The organism is Salmonella sp. NW38 (assembly GCF_051807745.1).
Classification (GTDB): Bacteria; Pseudomonadota; Gammaproteobacteria; order Enterobacterales; family Enterobacteriaceae; genus Salmonella; species Salmonella enterica.
The window spans coordinates 202,658-225,618 of sequence record NZ_JAMMTO010000009.1 but is presented as its reverse complement, the minus strand read 5'-3'; the positions used below and the strand labels follow the sequence as shown (position 1 = coordinate 225,618).

The window sequence follows — 22,961 nt, the reverse complement described above, 5'->3', positions numbered from 1 at the left end:
GATCCCTTATCCGGGCAGCCCGTTTACGGGCCGTAAGTAACGAAGTTTGATGCAAATGTCAGATCGTATGCGCCTGTAAGGCTCTCTTATCCACCGCGCCGAGTATTCTTTTCGGTCGAAATGATATTTGAGATACCAGAGGCGGGAACCGCCCGGACTGACAAGCAGATACAGACCGTGAGAAGCGGTCAGTTTAAAGGGAGTTGGTGAAGGTTTAGTAGCGCGGATTTTACTGTCAGTAAGGGGCATGTGGTGATCACTCCTTTATCTAACTGAAATGACCCCAAATCAGACCACCAATTTGTCCCGATGCGGAGAGATAAATCAATATGCACTGAGACAGTTTTCTACGCTAACTCTCTGAATCAAAATACTATTGAGACATGCTGAGATGCCTGAAAACAGGAATTTGGCTCCTCTGACTGGGTGCGTTTTTTATCTCATTGAATAATAAAATATTTATTTTCTAAATTCAAAATAAGGCCCTTATAAAAGCCCCGATCGTAATGATGCACTAAGAATGTGATTTTTATCACATTTTAAAAGTGGGATTATTTCCCCCCATCTTGCCATTTCCACTAGATATTATTAACGGATACTTGAATTAATTCGATTATTCAATAATGATTGAAATATTGAATCATAGAGGGCCGCCCCACATTATGAACAAACAAACTGCCACAACCATCTTTGAATCCCTCTCCTCCGGCGTGCGTCTGGATGTATATCGCCTCCTGATCAAAATGGGTACCGAGGGCATGGTTGCCGGGGAGATCGCTTCAACGCTGGATATCCCGCCGACTAACTTATCGTTTCATTTAAAGGCGTTGACGCAGGCCGGGATGCTGACGGTAGAACAGGAAGGTCGTTACCAGCGTTATCGTGCCAACATCCCACTGATGCTGGATTTAATCGGCTGGCTGACCGAGGAGTGTTGTTCAGGCCACCCGGAACAATGCGCAGGTTTTCGTTCGGCTTCTTCCTGCTCAGAAGCCGTTTTACCACCACTCAACACCACGAAAAAGAGTAAATCATGAACGTACTTTTTCTCTGTACCGGCAACTCCTGCCGTTCCGTGCTGGCCGAAGCCACGTTTAACCATCTGGCTCCAGCCGGATGGCGCGCCATGAGCGCAGGCAGTCACCCGGCGGGTTACGTACATCCCCGAGCACTGGCGTTGTTGGCGCGGGAAGGCATTTCAACAGAAGGCTATTTCAGCAAATCGTGGAACGATCTGCCGCAGACGCCGGATATTGTCGTGACAGTCTGTTCAAACGCTGCCGGAGAAACCTGTCCGGCCTGGCTCGGTAACGTGATGCGTACCCATTGGGGCGTTGACGATCCGGCTCATGCTACCGGTAGCGATGCCGAAATCGATGCGGCTTTTGTCACTGCTTACCAGACATTACGTGCGCGTATTGAAGCCTTTCTGGCGCTACCGCTGAATGAATTACTGCACGATCGCGCTCGTCTGAAAGTCGAACTGGATCGTATTGGCGAAATTTTTTAACGACCTATATTTCAATAGTTGATGGAGAGTCAAATGAAGACGATTCAGATTTTCGATCCCGCTTTATGTTGTTCTTCCGGCGTCTGTGGCCCGGAAACCGATCCGGCGCTGGTCGCATTCGCCGCTGATTTTGAGTGGGCCAGAACGCAGGGCGTCAATATTGAGCGTTTCAATCTGGCACAGCAACCATTGCTCTTCGCACAGAACGAAATCGTTAAAGGCTTTCTGGCCCGTTCCGGCAAAGAGGCGCTACCGCTGATTCTGGTGGATGGTGAAGTCGCACTGGCTGGTCGTTACCCTCGCAGAGAGGAACTGGCGCGCTGGATGGGGCTTACCGTCTATTCGAGTTTTACGCCAGCGACTTCCTCCTGTTGCGGTGGCGATAAGTGCTGCTGATGGACTGATTTCCCGCTTTATTTAATTTAAAGGAGTCTTTTTTATGCTGATGCTTCGGCAGGTGCCCCCCTTTTTGTTTTTTACCGGTAAAGGCGGTGTGGGTAAAACATCGCTGGCCTGCGCTACCGCGATTCATCTGACCGCTTCCGGCAAGCGCGTATTGCTGGTCAGCACCGATCCGGCGTCCAATGTCGCGCAGGTATTTGAACAGACCATCGGCCACCAGATAACCCCGATTGCAGCGGTTAACGGACTGTCCGCGCTGGAGGTCGATCCGTCCGCCGCCGCTGCGAAATACCGTGAGCGCATTGTCGGCCCGGTGCGTGGCATTCTGCCGGATGACATCGTGGCGGGTATCGAGGAGCACCTTTCCGGTGCCTGCACCACCGAAATTGCCGCCTTTGATGAATTCACCACGCTGTTGACCAATCAGCAACTGCGCGATGAGTACGACCATATTGTGTTCGACACCGCGCCGACCGGGCATACGCTGCGAATGCTGCAACTGCCCGGCGCATGGAGCGGCTATCTTGACAACAGCCAACACGGCGCGTCCTGTCTCGGACCGCTGGCCGGGCTGGAAAAACAGCGCAGCCAGTATCGCGCCGCCGTGGACGCACTGGCGAATGCAGAACTGACGCGCATGGTGCTGGTCGCCAGAGCGCAGACCGCAACGCTGAAGGAAGTATCGCGTACGTATGACGAACTGGCCGCCATCGGCCTGACGCAGCAGTATCTGGTCATTAACAGCCTGTTGCCTGAGCAGGAAACTGCGCACGATAAGCTGGCGCAGGCACTGTATCAGCGTGAACAACAGGCGCTGCAACATTTACCTGATAATCTGCGCATATTGCCCTGCGATCGCCTGCCGCTAAAACCGTTCAATATGGTGGGTCTGTCGGCATTACGTGGCCTGCTGGACGACAGCGCAACAGGCGCTCCGATGGAAACCGGAGATATCTCCCCCGTAGATCTCCCTTCATTGTCATCACTAATAGACGGATTCGCATCTCAGGGATATGGCCTGATCATGCTGATGGGCAAAGGCGGCGTGGGGAAAACCACGCTGGCTGCGGGGATTGCCGTTGAACTGGCCCGTCGCGGTCATCCGGTACATCTGTCCACATCCGATCCGGCGGCACACCTGACTAACACGCTGGACGGCTCATTCGACGGTCTGACCGTCAGCCGTATCGATCCGCAGGCCGAAACCGAGCGTTACCGGCAGCAGGTGATGGCTGAGCAGGGTAAAAACCTCGACGAACAGGGGCGCGCCGTTCTGGAAGAAGATCTGCGTTCTCCCTGCACGGAAGAAATTGCCGTGTTTCAGGCATTTTCCCGCATCATTCAGGAGGCAGGTAAACAGTTCGTCGTCATGGATACCGCACCAACCGGCCATACGCTGCTGCTGCTTGACGCTACTGGCGCTTATCATCGCGAGATTGCCCGACTGGCCGGTGAGCACGGTCAGCCCGTACTGACGCCCATGATGCGTCTACAGGACAGCGAACAGACAAAAGTTCTCATCGCCACGCTGGCGGAAACCACGCCGGTGCTGGAAGCCGCCCATTTGCAGGACGATCTGCGCCGCGCAGGGATTGAACCTTGGGGTTGGGTGATTAACAACAGCCTGATCAATACGCCGACTACATCGCCGCTGCTGCGCCAGCGCGCCGAACGTGAACGACCGCAGATTGATGCCGTCTGTACCCACCATGCCCGCCGCTGCGCGCTGGTGCCGCTACAGGCCGAAGAGCCTGTTGGTGTCGAACGTTTGCTACAACTGAGCACAACGGGAAAATAAACCCAAAGGAGTCTGCTATGTCCGCACAAACCCAGGCCGCTCCGGCCATGAACCTGTTTGAACGTTACCTGAGCGTCTGGGTTGCGCTCTGCATCGCCATCGGCATTTTGCTCGGACAGGTGGTGCCGGGCGTCTTTCGCGTTATCGGCGGTCTGGAGATCGCCCGCGTCAATTTGCCGGTCGGTTTACTTATCTGGGTAATGATTATTCCTATGCTGCTGCGCATTGATTTCGGGGCGCTGGGTCAGGTCAAAGCGCACTGGCGCGGGATCGGCGTAACGTTGTTTATCAACTGGCTGGTTAAACCCTTCTCAATGGCACTGCTTGGCTGGCTGTTTATCCGTTATTTATTCGCACCGTGGCTACCCGCCGATCAGCTTGAAAGCTACATCGCTGGGCTTATTCTGCTGGCCGCCGCGCCCTGTACGGCGATGGTGTTTGTCTGGAGCCGACTCACTAACGGCGACCCTTATTTCACGCTGTCGCAGGTAGCGCTGAACGATGCCATCATGATTTTCGCCTTTGCGCCGATTGTTGGGCTGCTACTCGGCCTGTCCTCCATTACCGTACCGTGGGCTACGTTGTTGACCTCTGTGGTACTGTACATCGTTGTGCCGGTTATTCTGGCCCAGCTCTGGCGTAAGGCTCTGCTACGCAAGGGGCAAGCGGCATTCGATAATGCGCTGACGAAAATCGGCCCGTGGTCAATGGCGGCATTACTGGCAACGCTGGTGTTACTGTTTGCGTTTCAGGGCGAAGCCATTCTGCAACAGCCGCTGGTCATTGCCCTGCTGGCGGTGCCGATTCTGATTCAGGTGCTGTTTAACTCGGCACTGGCCTATGGGTTGAATCGACTGGTGGGCGAAAAGCACAATATTGCCTGTCCATCCAGCCTGATCGGCGCATCGAACTTCTTTGAACTGGCTGTCGCAGCGGCAATCAGCCTGTTTGGTTTTCATTCCGGTGCGGCGCTGGCGACCGTGGTTGGGGTGCTCATTGAGGTGCCGGTGATGCTGCTGGTTGTGCGAGTGGTGAATCGTTCGAAAGGGTGGTATGAGAGAGCTTAGCGGAGATATTATCCCTCTCTAATTATCCGTTCGCGGCAAACATTCAGGCAGTTTCTCAAGGGGCAGGGCCGGGTAATGCTGTGTTTCAGGCGGCGTGAACTCACCATCCAGATTTTTCGCAGAGTTCGACCTGATTAACTGTTTTTTCACCGCATAAGGGCCAAAAGCCAGCTTCTTTTCTTTCCCGTCAATGCGGTACTTCATGTACCAGAGCTTTGAGCCGTTGGGTTTGATCAGCAGGTAGAGTCCTGAACTGTCGGTAATCTTGAAGGATTTATCGGTGGGTTTGATCTTGCGGATAGCGGTATCGGTTAATGCCATCGGCGGGGGCTTCATTTTCTCAACGAACCGTGAGGCCCCCGATTAAGTCCCCAAAAACCATGGATGTCAAAAAACCCGGCAAACCTTATCAGGTCAACCGGGTAAAGATAAGTTCTTGTTTTTTAAACGTCTCCGGACTCACCAGGATGTCCCGAAACTAAAATCTGGCTCCTCTGACTGGACTCGAACCAGTGACATACGGATTAACAGTCCGCCGTTCTACCGACTGAACTACAGAGGAATCGTGTGGGGTCGTATATTAGCGGCGGAAAAATTTTTGTCAAACCCCATTTAACCCCTTACAGATTCGATTGCGGGTTATCTCATCACTTTGTTGCATTTGTAGACATTTTTTCTGCAAAAAGCTTTGCAGCCTTACGATTTCTCGCTCATTATTGAAATGTGGTTTCAACTCTCTTCTTTAAGGTCCATTTTGAACGTCTCCACTGCCTTACGCCAGGTTGTCGTCCGTACGCCCTGGTATGCCAAACGCAAGAGTTACAAGGTGTTGTTCTGGCGTGAAATCACCCCACTTGCTATCCCCATTTTTCTGGAAAATACCTGTGTTTTGCTAATGGGCGTGCTCAGTACTTTTCTCGTCAGTTGGCTGGGCAAGGAAGCAATGGCGGGCGTGGGGCTTGCCGACAGTTTTAATATGGTAATTATGGCTTTTTTTGCGGCTATCGATCTTGGTACTACGGTGGTGGTCGCCTTTAGCTTGGGCAAGCGCGACAGGCGACGGGCAAGGGCGGCGGCGCGCCAGTCGCTGGTGATTATGACGCTATTTGCCGTTGTGCTGGCAGTGGTCATTCATTATTTCGGCAGTGAAATTATTAATATTGTCGCAGGCGAGGCGACGCCAGAAGTAAAGGGGCTGGCGTTAACGTACCTTGAACTGACGGTGCTGAGTTATCCGGCTGCGGCAATTGCGCTAATCGGTAGCGGCGCGCTGCGTGGGGCAGGGAATACGAAAATCCCGTTGATGATTAACGGCGGGATGAACATTCTCAATATTATCATCAGCAGCATCCTGATTTACGGGGCTTTCTCCTGGCAAGGGCTGGGTTTTGCCGGCGCGGGGCTGGGATTAACCATTTCGCGCTACATCGGCGCGGTAGCGATTATTTGGGTGCTGATGATTGGTTTTAATCCGGCGCTGCGCATTCCGCTGAAAAGCTATCTGAAGCCGCTGAATTTCGGCATTATCTGGGAAGTGATGGGTATCGGTATTCCGGCGAGCATTGAGTCAGTGCTGTTCAACGGTGGCAAGCTACTGACACAAATGTTTGTCGCCGGAATGGGCACTAACGTTATTGCGGGTAACTTTATTGCCTTTTCCGTGGCGGCGCTTATCAACCTGCCGGGTAACGCCCTTGGTTCGGCGTCGACTATTATCACTGGTAAGCGTCTTGGTACCGGGCAAATTGGTCAGGCAGAGCGTCAACTGCGCCATGTATTCTGGATGTCAACTATCGTACTTACGGCAATTGCCTGGGGGACAGCGCCGTTCGCGGGTCTGTTTGCCTCATTTTATACCCAGGAGCAGGACGTAAAAGAGGTAGTGAAAGTTCTGCTCTGGCTTAATGCCGCCTTTATGCCAATTTGGGCGGCCGCGTGGGTGTTGCCGTCGGGTTTTAAAGGCGCGCGCGATGTGCGATTTGCGATGTGGGTATCAATGCTGGGGATGTGGGGCTGTCGCGTTGTGGCAGGGTATACGCTTGGTATTGTGCTGGGTATGGGGGTTGTAGGGGTTTGGCTGGGGATGTTTCTTGACTGGGCCGTGCGCGGCGCGCTGTTTTACTGGCGTCTGGTAAGCGGGCGCTGGCTGTGGAGATACCCGCGCGTAAAGAGGGAGTAAGCGCTTTTTGCTGTGAAAATCATCAGGAAACGGTGAATTTTAACCGAAGTGTGGAATAAAACAGCAAACGAACTTTTTTTGTGAAAACAGGCTTTGACAAGCCAGGGGCACCTCGTTAATATTCGCCCCGTTCACACGATTCCTCTGTAGTTCAGTCGGTAGAACGGCGGACTGTTAATCCGTATGTCACTGGTTCGAGTCCAGTCAGAGGAGCCAAATTTTAGTTTCGGGACATCCTGGCGAGTCCGGAAACGTTTAAAAAACAAGAAATTATCTTTGCCCGGTTGACCTGAGAAGGTTTACCGGGTTTTTTGACATCCATAGTTTCTTGAGGACTTAATCGGAGGCTTCACGGTTCGTTGGAAAAATGGAGCCCCCGCCGATGGCATTAACCGATACCGCTATCCGCAAGATCAAACCCGTATCAGTATGCTGACATATAGATGTGTTCGGTTCAAACGGAGCGATCACACAAGCTTGCCAGGTGATGCCCCTGGTGGGAATCGCGACTGTCTCTTTCATCTGATTTCAGATATTTCCCGTGATCTTGATCCGTTCTTTCCCAAAAGATTGATTTCTTTCATTCGAAACAAGGCTGTATAATAAGTAAACCAAAATAGCAGCTATAGAGTTTCTAATGGATACAGTAGAAGAACTAAATGGAACATACTTCTATGCAGGAAAATCCAATCTGACTGCTGCCGAACTTCTGTTTATGATTTTTTGTGAGAATACCGCAAGCCAGTTTGGGATTGGTGTTGCAGATTTCGGGGCCGTTGTTGCTCTGGTATCAGGTCGCAATAATCTCTGGACAAGGGCGAAACCCGCTGGAGCGACTAAAGGCACATCATACGCGTCCAGGACTGCACGTGCAGTGTTTAAAAAGTCAAAATTTCCCTTTGGAATATCCCTTCCGACATGGTTAGGGCGGTTACACCCCGTGGACAGCCAGACGTGTTATGGTTCGTAACATTGCGCCGTTTGTTGGACGTTCCATTCCTTTGATCGGGGAAATTATCCTTGCCGCAGATGTGTCACAAATAACATATCGCACTATACGCGACTACAATACCATTGCTCGGGGCAATGATAAGTTATGGTAGACAATATTGAACAGCAAGTTTACGAGCTTGTACGGCCTTATGTTGGCACATATCTGTTCAACATTAAGCAAGTGGAATTAACACCAGAGATTGACCTTGATACTGATCTGAGCATTGATGAACTTGAAGCCGAAGATCTCATGAATAAATTCTTCGAGAAACTCAATGTCGAGCGAGGTAACTTCAGAATAGAAACCTATTTTCCTAATCACCCTTTTTCATGGCATCCGTTCAAGAAAACGGAGCCTGTACCCGTCCCAGATTTCACTATCAGCATGCTGATCGAGTCAGCAAAAGCCGGGAAATGGTTATATGACTAATTGTAATGAACTTAACAAATGGCTGTACCAGTACCCTTCTTTTTGAGCGATGATGGTGGCGCTAAGATAGTTCTCTTTTCTTTTTAAAGGGTTCATGTTTACTGCCGCCGCCCTTACGCTAACCCTTTTAGTTTCTTCCTTTGCTGTCATACTATCGAATGACGTGCCTCACCTGTGAACGCTAAGGAGAATAATATGGAAAATAAAGGCACAAACCTGACGCCCGAGCAGGCGCTGGATCGCCTGGAGGAGCTGTACGAGCAGTCGGTTAACGCGCTCCGTGAAGCCATCGCTGACTATGTTGATAACGGCACGCTGCCCGATCCCCATGCCAGGCTTAACGGACTGTTTGTTTATCCTTCGCTGTCTGTAAGCTGGGATGGCGCGACACCGAACCCGCCTAAAACACGCGCTTTTGGACGCTTTACTCATCCCGGCTGTTATACCACTACCGTTACGCGGCCTGCGCTATTTCGCGCTTATCTTCTGGAACAGCTTAACCTCGTTTATCATGATTATGGCGCGCATATTGCGGTGGAGGCCTCGCACCATGAGATCCCGTATCCTTACGTGATTGACGGCTCAGCTCTGACGCTGGATCGTTCTATGAGCGCCGGGCTAACGCGCCATTTTCCTACCACAGAACTGGCGCAGATTGGCGATGAGACGGCAGACGGTCTGTTCCACCCCGGCGAATTCTATCCGTTATCGCACTTCGACGCGCGTCGTGTTGACTTCTCGTTGGCCCGGTTACGGCACTATACCGGTACGCCGGTTGAACATTTTCAGCCCTTCGTTTTGTTTACCAACTACACCCGCTATGTCGATGAGTTTGTGCGCTGGGGATGCAGCCAAATTCTTGATCCTGACAGCCCCTATATCGCGCTTTCCTGTGCCGGCGGAATTTGGATCACGGCAGAAACGGAAGCGCCGGAAGAGGCTATTTCCGATCTGGCCTGGAAGAAGCATCAGATGCCCGCCTGGCACCTGGTAACGGCAGATGGGCAGGGGATTACGCTGGTAAATATTGGTGTCGGCCCTTCAAATGCTAAAACGATTTGCGACCATTTGGCCGTGTTGCGGCCTGACGTCTGGCTTATGATTGGGCACTGTGGAGGGTTACGAGAAAGTCAGGCGATTGGCGATTATGTGCTGGCCCATGCCTACTTACGCGATGATCATGTGCTGGATGCTGTTCTGCCGCCTGATATTCCTATTCCAAGCATTGCGGAAGTACAGCGTGCGCTGTACGACGCTACCAAAGCGGTTAGCGGAATGCCCGGCGAAGAGGTGAAACAGCGACTGCGCACGGGAACAGTCGTCACCACGGATGATCGTAACTGGGAGCTTCGTTATTCCGCATCGGCGCTGCGATTCAACCTTAGCCGCGCGGTTGCGATTGATATGGAGAGCGCGACGATTGCAGCCCAGGGCTATCGCTTTCGTGTGCCTTACGGCACGTTGCTTTGTGTTTCTGACAAACCTTTACACGGTGAAATTAAACTGCCCGGGCAGGCAAACCGGTTTTATGAGGGGGCTATTTCAGAACATTTGCAAATTGGTATTCGTGCTATTGATTTGCTACGCGCAGAAGGTGATCGTTTGCACTCACGTAAATTACGCACGTTTAATGAGCCACCGTTTCGCTAACGAAATGAGCTGTCGCCTGCTGTTGGACAGGAGCGGAAGAGGCGTATTTATATGATATGGAAAGTGGCTGAATGAAGCCTTAGCGGGAGGCGATTCCGCATCCCGCTAAGGCCTTATTGTGCCGCGAGCTTCATCACCATCGCCGGAGACCTGTCACCGATAATCGCCTCTACGTCAGGAAACGCGCCGGAAGGCGAAAACATTGCGCCACACTTCACGCTCCTTGAGCGCCTGACCCACAAGCCCGGATTGACAAGTAGATACAGATCGTGTGAATCGGTCAGTTTAAAGGGGTTATCAAAAGGCTTGATACTGCGGATTTTCGTGTCGGACAGGAATATAGGGTGGTCACGCCATTATCGAACTGAAATGGCCCCAAATCAGACCACCAATTTCGCCGGATACGCAGGAAAAACCAGACACACATCGGGAAAGATTTTCACGCTAACTTATTGGAACCTAACTGAATAGTGACTTATAAGTACGCCTGAAAACAGGAATTTGGCTCCTCTGACTGGACTCGAACCAGTGACATACGGATTAACAGTCCGCCGTTCTACCGACTGAACTACAGAGGAATCGTGTGAACGGGGCGCATAGTAACGATGTGTGTTCGGCTTGTCAAAGGGGGAAATAAGATTACGCGTTTGTTTGCTGACAAAAACAACAAAGCGTTGAAGTTTTGATCTAATCCCTGCTTTGCTCCGGCATGGCGCAACTTTGTCTGTAATTACACAAGTCAAATTTTCCTGAAGGATTTTTTCATCAGCCTGTTTTTTTGCGTTCGGGTCAATCCCCTGAGCCAGCTACCTTTTAGCCTCGTCACGGCATTATCTGGCATCGGCAAGCGATACAGCAGGGTAAACCCCAATGGAAAACACCTCCTGATTGCCATAATAGCGGTAGCCCAACTGCCAGTATTTCGAACCGATAGAGGCCAAACCCGTCAGTGAGCTTGACAGCCTTTTCCGCTGGTCTGGCATTTTTTACTTTAGTATCAGTCAGTGACATGACGGTTCCCTCCGCGTGCTGGTAAAACGTAAATCGAACCAGCTTTACCAGCAAAAGGGTATGGCTTCGAATGATTTTTAGTGAACGAGGGTGAACCTGAAAAAGGGGATAATCAGTTGATATAAATGCAGAAAGCAGACGTCAGTGAACGTCTGCTTCCCTAAATTTGGCTCCTCTGACTGGACTCGAACCAGTGACATACGGATTAACAGTCCGCCGTTCTACCGACTGAACTACAGAGGAATTGTTTCAACGAGGCGCATAATACTGGGCCCGCTATAAGGTGTCAACAGTAAAATTAACGCGCCAATTCAATTGGTTAATTAACCCACAAAGTGAGGAATTAATGTTCGGATTCCTCGCCGTAGTCGCCTTCGGCAGCGTTTACCCGTAAGCGCTGAGAAGGATCCTGGCGATAGAACTGGCAAAAACGCTGCCATAGCGCCGGGAAACGTGGAGCAAACAGTTCTGGCGCGCTGAAAAAATACTCTGACAACACGGCAAAACATTCTGCAGGGTCGGTGGCGGCATAGGCATCTATACTGGCAGCGCTTTCGCCAACAAGATCGATTTCATCCTGAATATTATTCATTGCCGCGTGGAGATCGTGTTCCCAGCCAGCCACATCGCGCAACGGGATGAAAGGGATGCCGCTGGCGCGATCGCCATTACGCATATCCAGTTTGTGCGCGACTTCATGAATAATGAGGTTGAAACCCGAAGCATCGAACGAGTCCTGGATATCCAGCCAGTTCAGAATGATGGGCCCTTGTTGCCAGCTTCGTCCCGACTGTACGACACGCTGGCTGTGCACCAGACCTATGTCATCTTCCCATTCATCATCTACCACAAAGGGCGCGGGATAAATGAGCACTTCATGAAAACCATCAAGCCACTCAATACCGAGCTCCAGGATCGGTAAGCAAAAAATTAACGCAATACGTGCACTTTTTAACGAGTCGAGCTCAAATCCCTGTAGCGCTACCAGTCTTTTCTGCTGCAAAAAACGTTCGGCTAGCGCAATAAGCCGAGCCTGTTCTTGCGCGGTGAGGTTTACCAGAAGAGGTATAGCCAGCGCATCATTCCACGGCCAGTCTTCGTTCTGGGTTATTTCTTGTGCTTTCCAGGGCCACTTAATCATCGTTTTGCTCGTAAACTCGTCACTTGAACAAAATTACCCGAATAGGGTCTGTTAAAATGCCAAATTACCTGGCATCATTGCAATATACGGAGAGATGCCGGAGCGGCTGAACGGACCGGTCTCGAAAACCGGAGTAGGGGCAACTCTACCGGGGGTTCAAATCCCCCTCTCTCCGCCACAATTCAAACACTTAGCTCATCTTCTTTCAGCGATCAGTCTCACACTTAGAATACACTTAGAATATTCTGTTAGAATATTACGTGAAAAACGTATCGCCATCTTATGCTTTTTCTGCCAGAAGAGGGGGCCAGGGATGGTGTTATTTTTACTTTTCGATCATAAGTCAACTCTTGGTTTTCTGCCCCGCTCTTTCGCTGTACCCCATCTGGATTAATATTGATGTCACTAGCGGCGATTTAACGCCGTCGTCCTCGGTAATCGTCGCACCCGGCCTGTTGCCCGAAATGTTCCCCTGTAGACATGGGCGCAGGGCGAAAGATTAATTGCTGTCAGGGAAACGCGCTGGCGCGTGGCGATAACTTACGCTGCGGGGCTGTCGACGCTGTACAGAAAATGTGGCCTCCAGACTGGCTTAAATATGCACACATGACAATACAACCGGAAAATTTACAAAACCCATAATTTGAACTGAGAGAGAAACTTACAAACGAAGCGACGAAGATTTAAACAGCCGTAGCGACTCCGGTATCTTGCGCGCATGTTTAAATAATACTACTGTATATAAAAACAGTATTCGAGGTATGGATTATGGAATTTTTCAGACCTACAGAGTTGCGCGAAATTATTCCTCTCCCATTTTTCAGTTACTTAGTGCCGTGTGGATTCCCCAGCCCCGCAGCGGACTACATTGAGCAGCGTATCGATCTTAATGAGTTGCTCGTTTCTCATCCCAGCTCAACATATTTTGTCAAAGCCACGGGTGATTCAATGATTGAAGCAGGCATCAGCGACGGCGACCTGCTGGTGGTGGATAGCTCACGGAACGCTGACCACGGTGACATTGTAATTGCGGCAATTGAAGGAGAGTTCACCGTAAAACGGTTGCAGTTGCGCCCGACAGTGCAGCTAATCCCCATGAACGGCGCCTATCGACCTATACCTGTCGGCAGTGAAGACACGCTCGACATATTCGGGGTGGTGACCTTTATCATTAAAGCGGTCAGTTGATTATGTTCGCGCTCTGCGATGTTAATAGCTTTTACGCCTCCTGCGAAACGGTCTTTCGTCCTGATTTATGTGGCCGACCGGTGGTGGTGTTATCAAACAATGATGGCTGCGTTATCGCGTGTAGCGCCGAGGCGAAACAGCTTGGTATCGCACCAGGTGAGCCATTCTTCAAACAGAAAGAACGCTTCCGGCGATCCGGTGTTGTTTGCTTCAGCAGTAATTACGAGCTTTACGCTGATATGTCGAACCGGGTAATGACCACACTCGAGGAGATGGCGCCGCGGGTAGAAATTTACAGCATTGATGAGGCTTTTTGTGATCTGACGGGAGTACAAAACTGCCGGGATCTGACAGATTTCGGGCACGAGATAAGAGCGACGGTCCTGAAGCGCACGCACCTGACTGTCGGTGTAGGCATTGCCCAGACGAAAACCCTTGCCAAGCTGGCTAATCATGCTGCGAAAAAGTGGCAGCGCCAGACCGGCGGGGTGGTTGACCTGTCGAACATCGATCGCCAGCGTCGGCTGCTGGCCCTGATACCCGTAGAGGATGTCTGGGGTGTCGGCAGGCGTATCAGTAAGAAGCTCAATGCCCTGGGCATCAAGACTGCTCTCGATCTCTCTGAACAAAGTACCTGGATCATCAGGAAACACTTCAATGTCGTGCTGGAGCGTACCGTGAGAGAGCTTCGCGGAGAGCCATGTCTGGAGCTTGAAGAGTTTGCGCCGGCAAAGCAGGAAATCGTTTGTAGCCGCTCTTTCGGCGAGCGGGTCACAGACTATGAGGAAATGCGCCAGGCTATTTACAGCTACGCTGCGCGCGCGGCAGAAAAACTCCGCGGCGAGCACCAGTACTGCCGTTTCATCTCAACATTCGTCAAAACATCCCCCTTTGCCCTGAACGAGCCCTACTACGGTAACAGCGCCGCGGTGACGCTTCTCACCCCCACGCAGGATTCACGCGACATTATCAATGCGGCTGTGAAATGCCTGGATAAAATCTGGCGCGACGGCCATCGCTACCAGAAAGCGGGGGTGATGCTGGGTGACTTCTTCAGTCAGGGCGTAGCGCAACTCAACCTTTTCGACGATAACGCGCCGCGCGCCGGTAGTGCGAAGTTGATGGAAGTACTGGACTATCTTAACGCAAAAGACGGGAAGGGGACACTGTACTTCGCCGGGCAGGGGATGTCGCAACAGTGGGCTATGAAGCGAGAAATGCTTTCGCCTCGGTACACCACAAGATACTCTGATCTACTGCGTGTTAAGTAACTTGTGCGATCAATGCATGAGATAGTTGCCAAATCATCCCCGTTCTCTAACCGGTTTTGGTCGCACGAGATCACAGGAACCTCTCACGATGATGCGCATGTATCCTGGTTTACGACATCAGGAAATGTGGCGCGTTTATTGCCAGGTAGGCGTTGGGAGACGTAACTTATTTACGCCAGGTTTCAGCCGTAGCGACGGGCATGGATAAAAAGAGTATGGCAATCAGCGTGATAATGCTAAAAAACAATTAATATTTTTTTAACAAAACTAAAGCTTGCTATGTGCAGTTAACCATGCGTTAATGGTTGTGCGGTTTGATACAAACTTATCTGAAGTAGTGATTGTAATATTTCTCATCATTTGTTCCTCTTGAGATCTCCTTTAGGTTTTTTTCTCTCTGATAATTTTCTTCAGGCCATTTTGCCCAAGGGCTCATTCAAAAGGTAACAATATTATGACGACGAAAATCACTGGTTTAGTAAAATGGTTTAACCCTGAAAAGGGCTTTGGTTTCATTACGCCTAAAGATGGCAGCAAAGATGTGTTTGTGCATTTTTCCGCCATTCAAAGTAATGAATTCCGCACTCTGAATGAAAATCAGGAAGTGGAGTTTTCAGTAGAGCAGGGACCAAAAGGTCCATCAGCGGTCAACGTTGTGGCGCTTTAAGGCAACTGATATTACTAATAAAATTCACTTCCGGTGTCCATGTTGCCATGGTTCACAATACAGAACATCGACATTCGATGTTACTGAGCAAAACCCATTTGGCGCGAAATGTATTTTTTGTAAGTCAACCATGATCACTTTTGATAATGTTGGATTATACATTCGCTCAGGGCAGGTTCCGCCAGATTTTAGAAAATAATTCATATTAGCTCCGTATCGGAGCTTTTTTATGCCCGATGATTATCATCTATAGACGCTGACATCCATCATCTATAGTGGCATTTACCTTTCCCCAAAGGTGTTATTTCTCTTGCAGACAGCGCCTGAAAAGAGCGACGTTGTCTTCATCTATCCGATGAAGCCAGGTCACCTGTCTTTGCGCCCTTATCCGTTATTTAATTCTTGCCCTATAATAACAAGCCCGCGCTAAGCACGGGCTTGAATAACATAAAGTGTCTTAGAACTGGTAGACCAGACCAACACCTACGATATCATCGGTTGCAATACCGTTGTTTGTGTAGAAGTCATCATCTTCGTCCAGCAGGTTGATTTTATAATCAACGTAGGTGGACATATTTTTGTTGAAGTAGTAAGTCATACCGACGTCAACATATTTAACCAGATCTTTGTCGGTGTAACGATAGTTACCATGGCTATCCATATCCTGGCCGCCTAAATCTTTGCCCTTAGACTGCAAGTAGGCGATGGACGGACGCAGACCGAAATCGAACTGATACTGTGCAACCACTTCAAAGTTCTGGGTTTTGTTAGCGATACCGCCGCCACCCAACTTACCGTCTGCAGAGTGATAGTCGCTGTCTCCATAAGAGGTCATATTGCGGGTTTCAGAGTACATGGCCGCCAGGTATACGTTATAGGCGTCATATTTGACACCTACGGTCCAGGCTTCGGCAGTTTCACCGCCGGCATCATTGTTGCCATAGTAACGATGACCATCACCATATCCATTACCTACTTGGGCATCGGTACGGTCAGAACTTGAATAAGCAGCCCCCAGGCTTAACCCGAAGTCAAAGTCATAAGAGGTAGAGAGGCCGAAACCGTCACCGTTTTCTTTATTTGTACCGCGGTTAGTTCCATTACCGGAGCCTTCCTGGCCAAATCCGTTATTGCCACTTTCGTTATTACCCTGGTATTGCAGCGCGAAGTTCCAGCCTTCCACCAGGCCGAAGAAGTCGGTGTTACGATAGGTGGCCAGGCCGTTAGCACGCTGAAGCATATATACATCTGTCTGGGTGTAAGAGTCGCCGCCGAATTCCGGCAGCACATCGGTCCAGGCTTCAACGTCGTAGATAACACCATAGTTACGGCCATAATCGAAAGAGCCGTACTCGCCGAATTTCAGACCGGCAAAGCCCAGACGAGTCCAGGACGTATCCCTGTTACCTTCAGTGCCACTCGCCTGCATGTTGTATTCCCACTGACCATAGCCGGTCAGCATATCGTTGATCTGCGTTTCGCCTTTAAAGCCAATACGGGCGTAGGACTGGTCGCCGTCGTCGCCTGCATTGTCAGAGAAGTAACGCAGACCATCAACTTTGCCGTACAGGTCGAGTTTGTTGCCATTTTTATTATAAACTTCAGCCGCATTTGCTGCGCCTGCCACTAATAACGCCGGGACAAGCAGTGCCAGAACTTTTCTGTTCATTATGTATTCCCTTATGATAATAATTTATATGAATATGTAGCCACTTCAACAAAACTACAAATTGATACTATTCTATGAAGTTCATGGAATTTAAAAAATAACATGTAACAAAGGTATTTAAAATATTTCAATTTGTTTCTATTTGGTTTTTTATAATACAGACTATATAAGTAACTAAGAATATATATTCTATAATTATCATTTTTTATCAATGGGTTATGTGTTTTGATTTGATGGTTGTTGGTGTGAATATAATTTGTTTTTTATATGTATTTGATGCTTTGATTATGAAAAAACATAAAAAAACCGGCATAAATGCCGGTAATGTGGGTAATGATAAAATAAATGATAAAAGGCTAATAACCGAATCATTCTGACACTTAATGCTAATAAAATAAAACGCTATCGCGGTGCGTAAAAATAAGTTGTTCTGGTTATGGGTTATTCTGCATCAGAGTGCGATTCAATCACCATTCCCTTATTTAACAGCAGGTTCAGCGCCAGGCGTAACATTAACTGGGAATAAACTATTTGTGGAATGAATAACCAAAACAGGTGGATAAGGTATTCTATGGTCGAAATGTGACTAATGTCACATTATAATGTAATTAATGTCATATGACTTACATCACAAAAGCGGAGTAAAGTTTGAGTACCAGGGAGGACAACGCCACCCGTAGCATGGGTGGCAAATTAGCGTTATGGGTTTTTTATACCTTTTGCGGCTACTTCATCTGGGCGATGGCGCGTTGCGTGTGGCTGATGTCCGCCATACAAACCGAGCCGGTTCTCGGCCCAATCAGCACTCCTGGCAGCGCAACGGAAAAATGGCTTAACGCGCTTTCGCTGGGCGTCGTCTGGCTTATTCTGGGGAGTATTGCCTGGTATACCCGGCCTCGCAAAAACAGGGCTTATCCCGCCGACACTAAGCCAGAAACGCGCAAGTAAGCAGGGATGTAAAGTGGTGGCGGATATGTCAGGATAGCGAACCCTGTGCTCAGGCATGTAATAAAAATGGTCTGCTATAAAGAGAGGGCGTATGGACTCAGGATACTGGCAATCGCAGTTTGAAGACTGGCTACGTCACCACCATCAGGAACAGGATGCCGCCCATGACATCTCCCATTTTCGTCGTGTTTGGGCAACCGCGCAAACGCTGGGGGAAAACAGTCCTGTCGACTGGCTGGTGGTGCTATCGGCATGTTATTTCCATGACATCGTCAGCCTGGCGAAAAATCATCCGCAGCGGCATCGTTCTTCCATTCTGGCGGCGGCAGAAACCCGGCGTATTTTTCTGCGGGATTTTCCTGACTTTCCGGCAGAAAAACTGGCGGGCATTTGTCATGCTATCGAAGCGCATAGTTTCAGCGCAAAAATTGCGCCCACCACGCCAGAGGCAAAAATCGTGCAGGATGCAGACAGGCTGGAGGCGTTGGGCGCCATTGGTCTGGCGCGGGTCTTCGCGGTCTCCGGCGCGCTGGGCGTCGCGCTGTTTGATGCCGACGATCCCTTTGCCGACAGACGGCCTCTTAACGATAAGCAATTCGCGCTCGACCATTTTCAAACCAAGCTGCTGAAACTGCCGCTGACGATGCAGACCGAACGGGGCAAGTACCTGGCGCAGCGTAATGCGGATTTTCTGGTGTCGTACATGGCGAAACTGAGCGCTGAGCTGAAAGGCGACTATGAAACACGGGATGAGGCGGTCATCCAGATGTTTGCTACGCATCAGTAACCCCTGTCGCTGAAACGTAAACCGCGTCATTTTATGTTAGTCTGTCGGCAATTATTTTTGGCCGGTTAAATGTATGCAGGAAAATATTTCAGTAACACACGCCCGGAACCTCATCGCCGACGACGCCGGAAGCGAGATCCAGGCGATGCTGAGTCAATTGCTGGAAATCTACGATGTTAAAACGCTGGTGGCGCACCTTAACGGCCTGGGCGAACAGCACTGGAGCCCGGCCATCTTAAAGCGCGTAATGATGAACGCGGCATGGCATCGTTTGAGCGACAATGAACTCACCTGTCTTAAAACAGGGTTGCCGACGCCGCCAGCGCATCATCCACATTACGCCTTTCGTTTTATCGATCTCTTCGCGGGCATCGGCGGCATTCGCCGCGGATTTGAAGCGATAGGCGGACAGTGCGTGTTTACCAGCGAATGGAATAAGCACGCGGTACGGACATATAAAGCGAACTATTTTTGCGATCCGCTGCAACATCGCTTTAATGAAGATATCCGCGATATCACGTTGAGCCACCGGGAAGGGGTCAGCGATGATGAGGCGGCGGAACACATTCGCCAGCATATTCCGCAACATGATGTCCTGCTGGCGGGCTTTCCCTGTCAGCCATTTTCTCTGGCGGGCGTTTCCAAGAAAAATGCGCTGGGCCGCGCCCACGGCTTTGCCTGCGAGACTCAGGGGACGTTATTTTTTGATGTCGTAAGAATTATCGACGCTCGCCGCCCCGCGCTGTTTGTGCTGGAAAACGTGAAAAACCTTAAAAGTCACGACCAGGGCAACACCTTTCGCATTATTATGCAAACGCTCGATGAACTGGGATATGACGTGGCGGATGCCGCTGACAATGGCCCGGATGATCCGAAAATTATCGACGGGCAGCACTTTCTTCCTCAGCATCGGGAACGTATTGTGTTAGTGGGATTCCGTCGCGATTTAAACCTGAAAACCGATTTTACGTTACGCAATATCGCCCGCTGTTATCCACCGCGCCGTCCGACGCTGGCAGAACTGCTGGAGCCCGTCGTCGAAGCCAAATATATCCTGACGCCGGTGCTGTGGAAATATTTATATCGCTACGCGAAAAAGCACCAGGCGCGGGGAAACGGTTTTGGCTATGGCATGGTTTATCCTGATAATCCGGGAAGTGTGGCGCGCACGTTATCTGCTCGCTACTACAAAGATGGCGCCGAAATTCTGATCGATCGTGGTTGGGATATGGCGAAAGGCGAAGTTAATTTCGACGATGCTGGCAACCAACAACATCGTCCCCGCCGACTCACGCCGAGAGAGTGCGCGCGTTTAATGGGATTTGAGGCGCCGCAAACGTACCAGTTCAGGATACCTGTCTCGGATACGCAGGCCTATCGCCAGTTTGGCAACTCCGTGGTGGTGCCGGTATTTGCCGCGGTAGCAAAGCTGCTGGAACCCAAAATTCACCAGGCGGTGACGCTGCGTCAGAGAGAGACGGTAGATGGCGGACGTTCACGATAAAGCCACGCGCAGTAAAAATATGCGCGCGATAGCGACCCGCGATACGGCTATTGAAAAACGTCTTGCCGGCCTGCTAAGCGCGCAGGGGATTACGTTTCATACTCAGGACGCGACATTACCGGGCAAGCCGGACTTTGTGGTGAATGACTATGATTGTGTGATTTTTACTCACGGCTGCTTTTGGCATCATCACCACTGTTATCTGTTCAAAGTACCGGCCACGCGAACGGCTTTCTGGCTGGAAAAAATCGGTAAGAACGTTGAGCGCGATGAGCGCGATATTCAGCGTTTACAGGCGCTTGGCTGGCGGGTACTGATCGTCTGGGAGTGCGCCTTGCGCGGGCGAGCGAAATTGAGCGACGCGGCGTTGGCGGAGCGCCTGGAAGAGTGGATCTGCGGCGGCGGCGCCAGCGCGCAGATCGACACCCAGGGGATTCATCTACTGGCGTGAATCTTCCGTTTTACACGGCGTGACCACCGCCTTGACAGGAAACAGGTACTTACCCAGAGTCACCAGCACTACGGCAAACACAATCACACCCAGCGCGGCCCATTCAACGGGCGATAACCTCTCGCCGCCCAGGCCAGTGCCAAGCAACACGGCGACAACCGGATTCACATAGGCGTAGCTGGTCGCCAGCGCCGGACTGACGTTGCGAATCAGGTACATATAGGCATTAATGGCGATAATAGAACCGAACAACGCCAGGTAGCCGACGGCCATAAACCCCGATAAGCCAGGCAGCGTGGCGAGCTTTTCGCCGGAAAGAAACGCCGCGCAAAGCAATACCACGCCCGCCGCCAACATTTCAATCGCGCCCGCCATCATGCCCACAGGGAGGGCGATGCGCGAGCCGTAAACGGAACCAAATGCCCAGCTCATCGAACCTATCAGGATCAAAATCGCGCCCCACGGATTGCCGCTTAAATTGCCGCCGCTGTTCAGCAGAATAATCCCGGCAAGTCCAATGGCAATCCCCACCCATTCTAATTTGCGCGTTTTAATACCAAAAAAGTAGCTAAAGCACAGCGTAAATAGCGGGACAGTGGCGACCACGACGGCAGCAATGCCCGATGGCACGTTTTGATGCTCCGCCACCGTCACCAGACCGTTACCCACCGCCAGCAGCAGTAGACCAATCAGCGCGGCGTTGATGGTCTGGCGTAGCGGCGGAAGTTTTTCGCCGCGCAGCAGCAAAAACGCCATGAGCAACATCCCCGCCGAGAGAAAACGTACGCCTGCCATCATCAGCGGCGGCCAGCTTTCAACGCCTATGCGGATAACAAAATAGGTAGACCCCCAAATGATGTACAAGGCAAAAAGCGCGCCAAAAAGAGGTAATAACTGCCGGAAACGCATAATCACTCACGGTGAAATAAAAAGGGTGAATATAGTAAACGTCAAAATTATTATGCTGGCGAGCATTATAATTGTCCTTTTGGAATAAAAAGGCGTTGACCCGCGCCGCCGGTTTCGGCATTGCGCGTTTTGCTACATACTTAACGTCTTAGAAGAAAAGACCGAGGAAATCATTTTGGCAGGAAGTAGCTTACTGACATTACTCGACGATATCGCCACGCTGCTGGACGATATTTCGGTAATGGGCAAATTGGCCGCGAAAAAAACCGCGGGCGTACTGGGGGACGACCTGTCGCTCAATGCGCAGCAAGTGACCGGCGTTCGCGCTAATCGCGAGCTGCCAGTGGTATGGAGCGTGGCGAAAGGATCATTAATCAACAAGGTTATTCTGGTGCCGTTGGCGCTGCTGATAAGCGCATTTATCCCGTGGGCCATTACGCCTTTATTAATGTTAGGCGGCGCGTTTCTCTGCTTTGAAGGGGTAGAAAAAGTCCTGCATACCTTTGAGGCGCGAAAACACAAAGAAGACCCGGCGGAGCGGCAAAAACGTCTTGAGGCGCTGGCTGCGCAAGATCCTTTGGCCTTTGAAAAAGATAAAGTAAAAGGGGCGGTCCGTACCGATTTCATTCTGTCCGCTGAAATTGTGGCCATTACCCTGGGGATTGTCGCGCAGGCGCCGCTGCTTAATCAGGTGTTGGTGCTGGCGGGGATTGCTTTGGTTGTGACTATTGGCGTGTATGGCCTGGTGGGTATTATTGTCAAACTGGATGATATGGGGTACTGGCTGGCGGAAAAGCGTAGCGTGTTGGCGCAGGGCGTCGGTAAAGGATTACTGATTATCGCGCCCTGGTTAATGAAAGCATTATCCATTGTCGGTACGCTGGCGATGTTTCTGGTCGGCGGCGGGATTGTCGTACACGGTATTGCGCCGCTACACCATACCATTGAACATTTTGCGCAGCAGCAGGGGGCTTTCATGGCGCATACGATCCCTGCGGGGCTGAATCTGGTGCTCGGCTTTATTATCGGCGCCATTGTGGTGGCGCTGGTGAAAGGTGTGGCGAAAATTCGCGGTGTTTCGCACTGATTTTCTACAATGAATTATGCAAAATTGCCCATCCTCGTCTAAGGTGAAAACGTTTCATCTGATACAGGAGGCAGGTATGGTCTTTTCTGTCAGTGAGGAAGTTACCGTGAAAGAGGGTGGGCCCCGGATGATCGTCACCGGTTATTCCAGCGGAATGGTAGAGTGTCGCTGGTATGATGGTTTTGGCGTAAAGCGGGAGGCATTCCATGAGAATGAGCTCGTGCCAGGCAAGGAAAGGCGCGTGCGGGACGAAGCCCGATGACAAAACGCCCGGTTAATGCCGGGCGTTTTGCTGTGGA

General features: G+C 50.8%; 24 protein-coding genes, 5 tRNA genes and 2 pseudogenes. 21 read left to right on the top strand and 10 right to left on the bottom strand.

All coding sequences use genetic code 11. From position 1 onward, the window contains the following. Positions 1–6 precede the first annotated feature (6 nt). Positions 7–249: an Arm DNA-binding domain-containing protein gene (locus NA624_RS16965; RefSeq protein ID WP_024133754.1), complete on the bottom strand. Its 243-nt coding sequence runs from the start codon at positions 247–249 to the stop codon at positions 7–9. A 413-nt stretch (positions 250–662) separates the two neighbouring features. On the opposite strand from NA624_RS16965, the gene NA624_RS16960 reads away from it, so the two are divergent. The 5 genes from NA624_RS16960 to arsB are packed head-to-tail and all read left to right on the top strand — an operon-like array spanning position 663 to position 4,777. Then, positions 663–1,037, top strand: coding sequence for an ArsR/SmtB family transcription factor (locus NA624_RS16960; protein ID WP_001041817.1), 375 nt, complete (start codon positions 663–665; stop codon positions 1,035–1,037). Then, entirely contained in the window at positions 1,034–1,510 is a 477-nt protein-coding gene (locus tag NA624_RS16955; RefSeq protein ID WP_001101540.1) for an arsenate reductase ArsC, read from the top strand. The genes NA624_RS16960 and NA624_RS16955 overlap by 4 nt, the downstream gene beginning before the upstream one ends. A gap of 33 nt (positions 1,511–1,543) precedes the next feature. After that, positions 1,544–1,906, top strand: coding sequence for an arsenite efflux transporter metallochaperone ArsD (gene arsD / locus NA624_RS16950; protein WP_000849418.1), 363 nt, complete (start codon positions 1,544–1,546; stop codon positions 1,904–1,906). Between the two features lie 43 nt (positions 1,907–1,949). Continuing rightward, positions 1,950–3,710, top strand: coding sequence for an arsenical pump-driving ATPase (gene arsA / locus NA624_RS16945; protein ID WP_439040278.1), 1,761 nt, complete (start codon positions 1,950–1,952; stop codon positions 3,708–3,710). 17 nt (positions 3,711–3,727) lie between these two features. After that, positions 3,728–4,777, top strand: coding sequence for an ACR3 family arsenite efflux transporter (arsB, locus tag NA624_RS16940; protein WP_001276043.1), 1,050 nt, complete (start codon positions 3,728–3,730; stop codon positions 4,775–4,777). A gap of 18 nt (positions 4,778–4,795) precedes the next feature. Here arsB and NA624_RS16935 read toward each other — a convergent pair whose 3' ends face one another. Continuing rightward, positions 4,796–5,098 (bottom strand): Arm DNA-binding domain-containing protein, encoded by a 303-nt coding sequence (locus NA624_RS16935; protein ID WP_001219028.1) that lies wholly within the window; start codon positions 5,096–5,098, stop codon positions 4,796–4,798. Between the two features lie 165 nt (positions 5,099–5,263). Then, positions 5,264–5,339 (bottom strand) — tRNA-Asn (locus NA624_RS16930). A gap of 159 nt (positions 5,340–5,498) precedes the next feature. On the opposite strand from NA624_RS16930, the gene NA624_RS16925 reads away from it, so the two are divergent. From NA624_RS16925 to NA624_RS16910, 4 genes and pseudogenes are all read left to right on the top strand, one after another. Continuing rightward, positions 5,499–6,956 carry an EmmdR/YeeO family multidrug/toxin efflux MATE transporter gene (locus NA624_RS16925; protein WP_001542574.1) on the top strand — a complete coding sequence of 486 codons (1,458 nt, stop codon included), beginning with the start codon at positions 5,499–5,501 and terminating at the stop codon, positions 6,954–6,956. 140 nt (positions 6,957–7,096) lie between these two features. Beyond that, positions 7,097–7,172, top strand: a tRNA-Asn gene (locus NA624_RS16920). A gap of 421 nt (positions 7,173–7,593) precedes the next feature. Next, positions 7,594–8,059 (top strand): annotated as a pseudogene (locus NA624_RS16915) (STM2901 family protein). Next, positions 8,053–8,379 (top strand): DUF1493 family protein, encoded by a 327-nt coding sequence (locus NA624_RS16910; RefSeq protein ID WP_000228161.1) that lies wholly within the window; start codon positions 8,053–8,055, stop codon positions 8,377–8,379. The pseudogene NA624_RS16915 and the gene NA624_RS16910 overlap by 7 nt, the downstream one beginning before the upstream one ends. On the opposite strand, the gene NA624_RS16905 is transcribed toward NA624_RS16910, so the two are convergent. Continuing rightward, positions 8,368–8,529 carry a hypothetical protein gene (locus NA624_RS16905; RefSeq protein WP_001531298.1) on the bottom strand — a complete coding sequence of 54 codons (162 nt, stop codon included), beginning with the start codon at positions 8,527–8,529 and terminating at the stop codon, positions 8,368–8,370. The two genes, NA624_RS16910 and NA624_RS16905, sit on opposite strands and share 12 nt — an antisense overlap. Before the next feature lie 45 nt (positions 8,530–8,574). Between NA624_RS16905 and NA624_RS16900 the strand changes: the two genes are divergently transcribed. Next, complete coding sequence (locus NA624_RS16900; RefSeq protein ID WP_000428191.1) at positions 8,575–10,029, top strand: AMP nucleosidase; 1,455 nt, start codon at positions 8,575–8,577, stop codon at positions 10,027–10,029. Positions 10,030–10,531: 502 nt separating this feature from the next. Here the strand turns inward: NA624_RS16900 and NA624_RS16895 are convergent. The 4 genes and pseudogenes from NA624_RS16895 to mtfA form a co-directional block, all read right to left on the bottom strand. Further along, positions 10,532–10,607, bottom strand: a tRNA-Asn gene (locus tag NA624_RS16895). A 168-nt stretch (positions 10,608–10,775) separates the two neighbouring features. Continuing rightward, positions 10,776–11,040, bottom strand: a pseudogene (locus NA624_RS16890) (Arm DNA-binding domain-containing protein); the annotation flags it as partial. A 167-nt stretch (positions 11,041–11,207) separates the two neighbouring features. Continuing rightward, a tRNA-Asn gene (locus tag NA624_RS16885) sits at positions 11,208–11,283 on the bottom strand. 100 nt (positions 11,284–11,383) lie between these two features. Next, on the bottom strand, positions 11,384–12,181 hold the full coding sequence (gene mtfA, locus NA624_RS16880; RefSeq protein WP_000598927.1) for a DgsA anti-repressor MtfA: 798 nt from the start codon (positions 12,179–12,181) through the stop codon (positions 11,384–11,386). A gap of 88 nt (positions 12,182–12,269) precedes the next feature. Here mtfA and NA624_RS16875 point away from each other — a divergent pair. From NA624_RS16875 to ymcF, 5 genes are all read left to right on the top strand, one after another. After that, positions 12,270–12,359, top strand: a tRNA-Ser gene (locus NA624_RS16875). A 590-nt stretch (positions 12,360–12,949) separates the two neighbouring features. Continuing rightward, positions 12,950–13,369: a translesion error-prone DNA polymerase V autoproteolytic subunit gene (locus NA624_RS16870; RefSeq protein WP_000394197.1), complete on the top strand. Its 420-nt coding sequence runs from the start codon at positions 12,950–12,952 to the stop codon at positions 13,367–13,369. A 2-nt stretch (positions 13,370–13,371) separates the two neighbouring features. After that, positions 13,372–14,640, top strand: coding sequence for a Y-family DNA polymerase (locus NA624_RS16865; RefSeq protein WP_000457652.1), 1,269 nt, complete (start codon positions 13,372–13,374; stop codon positions 14,638–14,640). Positions 14,641–15,094: 454 nt separating this feature from the next. Then, positions 15,095–15,307 carry a transcription antiterminator/RNA stability regulator CspE gene (cspE, locus tag NA624_RS16860; RefSeq protein WP_000208509.1) on the top strand — a complete coding sequence of 71 codons (213 nt, stop codon included), beginning with the start codon at positions 15,095–15,097 and terminating at the stop codon, positions 15,305–15,307. A 10-nt stretch (positions 15,308–15,317) separates the two neighbouring features. Then, the gene (gene ymcF, locus NA624_RS16855; RefSeq protein WP_024131109.1) at positions 15,318–15,506 is read left to right on the top strand and encodes a cold shock small protein YmcF; all 189 of its coding nucleotides are present in this window, start codon (positions 15,318–15,320) and stop codon (positions 15,504–15,506) included. 258 nt (positions 15,507–15,764) lie between these two features. Here the strand turns inward: ymcF and ompC are convergent, their stop codons facing one another. After that, a complete protein-coding gene (gene ompC / locus NA624_RS16850) occupies positions 15,765–16,976 on the bottom strand; it encodes a porin OmpC (protein ID WP_001080686.1) in 1,212 nt (403 codons plus the stop codon). A gap of 648 nt (positions 16,977–17,624) precedes the next feature. On the opposite strand from ompC, the gene drpB reads away from it, so the two are divergent. The 4 genes from drpB to NA624_RS16830 all read left to right on the top strand — a co-directional run bounded on the left by drpB (position 17,625) and on the right by NA624_RS16830 (position 20,666). Then, entirely contained in the window at positions 17,625–17,924 is a 300-nt protein-coding gene (drpB, locus tag NA624_RS16845; RefSeq protein ID WP_000107430.1) for a cell division protein DrpB, read from the top strand. A gap of 91 nt (positions 17,925–18,015) precedes the next feature. Beyond that, on the top strand, positions 18,016–18,711 hold the full coding sequence (locus NA624_RS16840) for a phosphohydrolase (RefSeq protein WP_000377052.1): 696 nt from the start codon (positions 18,016–18,018) through the stop codon (positions 18,709–18,711). Between the two features lie 73 nt (positions 18,712–18,784). Further along, positions 18,785–20,215, top strand: coding sequence for a DNA cytosine methyltransferase (locus NA624_RS16835; RefSeq protein WP_001157316.1), 1,431 nt, complete (start codon positions 18,785–18,787; stop codon positions 20,213–20,215). Then, the gene (locus NA624_RS16830; protein WP_000785978.1) at positions 20,196–20,666 is read left to right on the top strand and encodes a very short patch repair endonuclease; all 471 of its coding nucleotides are present in this window, start codon (positions 20,196–20,198) and stop codon (positions 20,664–20,666) included. Before NA624_RS16835 ends, NA624_RS16830 begins: the two co-directional genes overlap by 20 nt. Here NA624_RS16830 and yedA read toward each other — a convergent pair. Beyond that, positions 20,655–21,575 (bottom strand): drug/metabolite exporter YedA, encoded by a 921-nt coding sequence (yedA, locus tag NA624_RS16825; protein ID WP_001212264.1) that lies wholly within the window; start codon positions 21,573–21,575, stop codon positions 20,655–20,657. The two genes, NA624_RS16830 and yedA, sit on opposite strands and share 12 nt — an antisense overlap. A gap of 169 nt (positions 21,576–21,744) precedes the next feature. Here yedA and NA624_RS16820 point away from each other — a divergent pair, with 169 nt between their 5' ends. Beyond that, on the top strand, positions 21,745–22,662 hold the full coding sequence (locus NA624_RS16820) for a DUF808 domain-containing protein (RefSeq protein ID WP_086006807.1): 918 nt from the start codon (positions 21,745–21,747) through the stop codon (positions 22,660–22,662). Between the two features lie 76 nt (positions 22,663–22,738). After that, positions 22,739–22,924: a YodC family protein gene (locus NA624_RS16815; RefSeq protein ID WP_000232161.1), complete on the top strand. Its 186-nt coding sequence runs from the start codon at positions 22,739–22,741 to the stop codon at positions 22,922–22,924. Positions 22,925–22,961: the final 37 nt, after the last annotated feature.